We start from the raw sequence: 5,078 nt of genomic DNA on the forward strand, positions 1-5,078 counted from the left end.
GTACGATCCTCTCATGGCGGTTCTCTCCTTTCGTTGAGAGGTTGTCTGCACCCGATCTTACACGATCGGGCGGAGAGAGCCGCCGCCCTCGTCTCTCAACCTCCAACTACGGGAGGGGCATCCTCCGGCGACGGCCCCCGCGCCCCCTGGAGCGCGTGTGCGCCAGGGACACAGGCGGGGGCGGAAGGCGGAGAGGGCGGAGGCGTCTGGAGCATGCGCGTGAAGCTCGCTGCGCCCCGTGTCGCGCGTGTTCGCCCGTTCCACAGGCGACAGCGAGAGCGCGCGGAGGCGTGTGGAAGCGTCGCGTGAGGCCACCTGCGCCCCGTGGAGCGCGTGGGCGCCCGTTCCACAGGCGTCAGCGCTCGGCGGAGCGGGCGGAGGCGTGTGGAGCCTGCGCGTGTAGCCCCCGATGCGCCACGGAGCGCCCGTTCCACAGGCAGGAGCGGGAGGCGGAGCAGCGGTGGCGTGTGGAGCATGCGCGTGAGGCCCGTGCGCCACGTGGCACGCGTTCCACAGGCGGGAGCGCGAGGCGGAGCGTGACGCCCACCGTGCCCCCCGTCGAGACGCGAAGGGAGGAGACGTGAGCCACGTCAGCGAAACAACGTCTTGATCGCCCCCCACGTCGGCTGCTCTGTGGCGGTATTGCCCCCGATCATGATCTTTGCGCCGACGAAGTCATCGAAGAAGCAAGTAGGCCCAAAGTCCACCGCGAAGCCTGATCGAGCCAGATCGACTCCCAACTCACCCAGAGTCTCCTCTGCTGCGGCCACGTACTGCAGAATCGCAACAAGAAACGTCCCCTCGGGTGATCCCCCCAGGGTGGGATGCATAGCCACAATCGATACCGTGTCCCCATTCTCCGACAGATCTGACACCCACGGAGCCGGAGTCAGGATCTCTCCCCCAAGGAAAGCAAGGGGCCCGTTGTCTACCACGAACACAGCGAAACCGTAGAAATCCGCCCCGAGCAAATCCCCGACGAGCCAAACCGCGACGGCGATAGAATCCTGGGGTTCCACGAAGACGGAATCAGGACCATTCCCCAACTCCCCATCCATATCCAGAACTACCAGCATTTCAGCCGATATCGGACCACATACAAGGAACGCCAGCAGACCAAGGATGACTAAACGCATGGCTCTCCTCCCCGACTACTATCTTAGCAAGAGGATTTTGGCACTTCCGTCTGCTCCCGCCACCCTTATCCGTGCGAAGTAGGTACCCGATGAGACGTTCCTCCCTGAGTCATCACGTCCGTCCCACACGACTACCTCCTCATCGCCGGAGGCAACCGCCTCGTAAAGCGTCCGTATGCACCTTCCACGCACGTCAAAGATGAGAATCTCTACCCGTGCCCGCTCGCGAACGCGCCATCTTATCTCTGTACTCGGATTCGACGGATTGGGAGCAAAGCGAAGAAACCCCAACGCATCAGAAGGCCCCGTCCCGCTCCCCGAGCTGACTGATGCGCAAGCTGACTCTCCGAACACCGCATACGCCCACCGAACTTCTGCGCCAGGAGCGATGGGATCGAATGGAGCCCATACTGTATCTGTGGGGGAGAGCGGGAATCTCCAGAAGTAGCTCGTGAGTTCTATCTCATTGCCCGGGAGAAGACTGGCATTGCAGAATCTGTCCCGGAACAGGCTTGCCCTGAGATAGCTCCCGCCCAAAGAGTCATTCAACCAGATAGAATCGCCACTCGCCCACCCGCTTGAACCAGCGATTTGAGAAGCAGACCCATGACCTATGCCGGCGACCAGAACCGAGTCGCCGGTAAATCCGGGGGGTAGGCCAATTGTTCGTGTAGCCCTGTATATCTCTGCATACTCGTAGTTTCCATCCTCAAGGGTGTCCCCTACCGGGGAAACGACAGGCAGATACTCCCCGCCTGTGCCCAGGAATACCGGCCGCGCTCCAACAAACGTGACAGTGTTCCCGTCCAATCCAGTGGCCAAAAACCTTCCGCGACGAAAGCGTTCATGATTGAGATAGCGGATTGAGTTGCGGATATTGAGGAATCCGTGGCCGTAGAACATGTCCTGACCAAGAATTGTGTCCGGCCCTGACTCCACGGCCCCAGCGATGATCAATGCCTCCAGCTCTTCATGTAGCGAGTGGTCGTGGTAGTAGCTCCATATGTCGGACGCCAGTAGAGCACACGCACCAGCGACCATAGGGGACGCGGCAGATGTCCCCCCGAACGGCCCCCACCATGGAGATTCCCAAGTGGGGGCAACTGCTTCATGCCCGGGGGCCATCACATCGTTCCATCGGCCACGACAACTACCCGAAACGGCTCGGTACCGTTCTCCAGTAATACGCCCATTACTAATGGAGATCGTCCGGTTTGTTTGCGCCGCGCCAGGAAGCACGTACAACGGCTCGTCTATAATGCAATTGCCAATAGCAGCCACGATGGTAATGCCAGCTTGATACGCCCTAGTGAGAGCTTCCGCATAGGAAAGTCCGCGGCCGCCGTTACTGAAGTTCATGATGTCCATTCCATCAGTGATTCCCTGGTCCAGCGCCACGATCATTCCGTGAGGAGCAGCGCACTCACCGGCCCCGGAGTATTTGTACATCTTCGTCCGGACCATTGTGGAAGGATCTCCACGAGTACCGCCGGCAATGCCCGCCGTTCCAATGGCGAGTGAATCGGCCGGGTCCCGCTTGTTGTGGGTCAAGCCTGCTGCGATCCCGAGAACCGAGGTTCCGTGTGAACTCGAGGCCCAGGGCTCCAGGGAGTCTTCCGGCCAGCACGTATCGTAGAACTCATAGACGAGCTGACTGTCCGGGTACGTGACGAAATCGGGGTGAAACCTCTTGATTCCGGTGTCAACGATCCCCAGCCGGATCGCCGGGTTCCCGGTCGTTCGTTTCCACGCTCCAGGAGCGTCGATGCCGTATCTCAACGGAGACCCGGATGTATCGATGGGCTCCGCCCACGATTGCGCCCCCCGCACGTAAAGGGAATCGCTCGGAGTCGTGTCGGGCTCGCTCGGGAACTCGAACTCCTCCCAGGCTACAAGCGGCTCCGCGTACACGTAAGCGTGGGCCACCGGCTCGATCTTCTTCAACATCCTCCCCGTCGACACCCTCGCGTCCGCGTGGAGGACGAACGTGCGCGCCTTGCTCTCATAGCTGATGGCGGTCCCGTTGCGCGCGACGAAAACCGGATCGGACGGAGAAACCGGGCTTGACTGCGGCCAAGCCAGGCGAGTCCACCTCTCCACACCCGCAGAGTCAAGAGCCGCTCGCACTCGGGGATCAGGAATCTCGACATCCGAGAGATCTCCCTCTCGGGCAGGAAGGTAGTCCGGGACGAACACCCCCTTGCGAAACTGCACGATGATCATCCCCTCCGCCACGTCCCGATCGGGTGGCGGGTACGATGTGACACCGCGCACGACAAAGGGCGTCGCGGAATCATCGTCCGGGGGCACGCCGCCCTCACCGTCTTGTTCGTCCTCACCTCCTCCGTCTTCCTCTCCCGCCACGCAGACGACCGCCTCCTCGAAGCCTGCGAACGTCCCCTCCGCGAACTCCGTGTTCTGCCAGCCGCACATCGTGGAGTCCCAAGCGAGCGTCGCGCACTCTCCGCCTGCGATCGCTATGAACCGTAGACGGGCCACTTCTGACGGAAGGTGCAACGGTTGGCTGAACGAGAAGTCGTATGGCTGGAGAAGAAGGAACCCGTTCTCATCCTGCAGCACCTGGAAATCGGTCCACGCATTCGGCGTCACAAGGATCGCGCTCGCGGAGTCTTCGATCCAGGCCAGGACCCCGCTCGTGTCCCCGACCGTGATGCCGAAACCGAAGAGCGAATCGCTGCTCCCCGTGATCCAGATCCGAACGAGAACGGTGTCGCCCGGTTCTACCTCGAGCGTGTCGGGGCCGTTCGTCGCGTTGGAATCGAGGTCCGCGACGATCGACGGATCGGCAAGGGCCAGGCCGAATGCGATGAGGAGAAGCGCGGCAGACAGGAGGGGAGAGATCGCACGCATCGGGAGCCTCCTTCCGGCGAAGGGACCGGAACGAGAATCCACAGCGGCCACCCGGCGGGTGCATCGTGGTCGGATCGGCGAAATCGGCGGGCAGCGCTGCTATCTGGGTTCAATGTAGACGCGGATCGGGCGAATGTCGAGCCGGCGGCCCCAAGACATCCGGTGGCTCGTTGTCCCCGAAACGAGTTCGACCGACGATCGTGTTGAACGAAACCTCGAAGCGGTAGCTCCCCCGTCTCCCCGGGGAACCTCCTTGAGGGGGGTATCCTCTTGCTCCCTGGACAGAAGGCGTCCTCCTATGATGGGGTCGTTGCTGGAACCCCAGGTCCCGCCGTACGCGGGGAGGAGGACGCCGTGGGAAAGCTCCGCGATCGCATGGAGGAAGACCTCACGCTCGCAGGGTACAGCCCCTGCACCTGCAAGATCTATCTCTGTTACGCCCGCCAGTTTGCCGGATTCCACCACCGTTCTCCGGCGGAGATGGGAGAGGAGGAGATCCGCGCCTACTTGCTCCATCTGGTCGAGGAGCGGCGGGTGGCGAGGCCGACGTACCGCCAGGTTCGGGCCGCTCTCACCTTCCTTTATACGGTGACCCTGCGCCGACCGGTGGAGGTGGCGTATCTGCCTGTCCGTCGGGGCAAGCCGCCGTTGCCGGTGGTCCTCAGCGCTTCGGAGGTGGCCGCCTTGCTTGATGCGGTACGGGACCTGAAGTACCGGGCGATTCTGACGGCCCTCTACTCCGCGGGCCTCCGGATCGCGGAGGCGTGCGCGTTGCGCCCCGAGGATATTGACTCCAAGCGTCGCGTGATCCACGTCCGGGCCGGCAAGGGGGGGCGCGATCGGTACACGATCCTCTCCCAGCGCTTCCTCTCCCTTCTTCGGAAGTACTAGAGAAGAGAGCGGCCGGCCGAGTGGTTGTTCCCCAGTCGAGTCCCGGGACAGCACGTCACCCCCGATTCCGCCCGCGTCGTCTTTCACAAGGCGGTCCACGCGGCGGGCATCCGCAAGCGTGTCACGCCGCACGTTCTCAGGCACTGCTTCGCGACCCATCTTCTCGAGAGCGGCACCGAT

At 62.5% G+C, this 5,078-nt stretch carries 4 protein-coding genes; 2 read left to right on the forward strand and 2 right to left on the reverse strand.

Annotation, left to right across the window (positions count from 1 at the left end; translation table 11 throughout):
* Positions 1 to 590: 590 nt before the first annotated feature.
* Positions 591 to 1,136, reverse strand: coding sequence for a hypothetical protein (locus FJY73_13890; protein ID MBM3321750.1), 546 nt, complete (start codon positions 1,134 to 1,136; stop codon positions 591 to 593).
* An 18-nt stretch (positions 1,137 to 1,154) separates the two neighbouring features.
* Positions 1,155 to 4,007 (reverse strand): S8 family serine peptidase, encoded by a 2,853-nt coding sequence (locus FJY73_13895; GenBank protein MBM3321751.1) that lies wholly within the window; start codon positions 4,005 to 4,007, stop codon positions 1,155 to 1,157.
* Positions 4,008 to 4,361: 354 nt separating this feature from the next.
* On the opposite strand from FJY73_13895, the gene FJY73_13900 reads away from it, so the two are divergent.
* Complete coding sequence (locus FJY73_13900) at positions 4,362 to 4,898, forward strand: site-specific integrase (protein ID MBM3321752.1); 537 nt, start codon at positions 4,362 to 4,364, stop codon at positions 4,896 to 4,898.
* A 24-nt stretch (positions 4,899 to 4,922) separates the two neighbouring features.
* A partial coding sequence (locus FJY73_13905; GenBank protein ID MBM3321753.1) for a tyrosine-type recombinase/integrase occupies positions 4,923 to 5,078 on the forward strand: 156 nt, incomplete at its 3' end.

The organism is Candidatus Eisenbacteria bacterium (assembly GCA_016867715.1).
Lineage (GTDB): Bacteria > Orphanbacterota > Orphanbacteria > Orphanbacterales > Orphanbacteraceae > VGIW01.

Bases quoted from the DNA above. Each gene is read 5' to 3' on its own strand.
- FJY73_13890 (MBM3321750.1), bottom strand. From the start codon at position 1,136: ATGCGTTTAGTCATCCTTGGTCTGCTGGCGTTCCTTGTATGTGGTCCG.
- FJY73_13895 (MBM3321751.1), bottom strand. From the start codon at position 4,007: ATGCGTGCGATCTCTCCCCTCCTGTCTGCCGCGCTTCTCCTCATCGCA.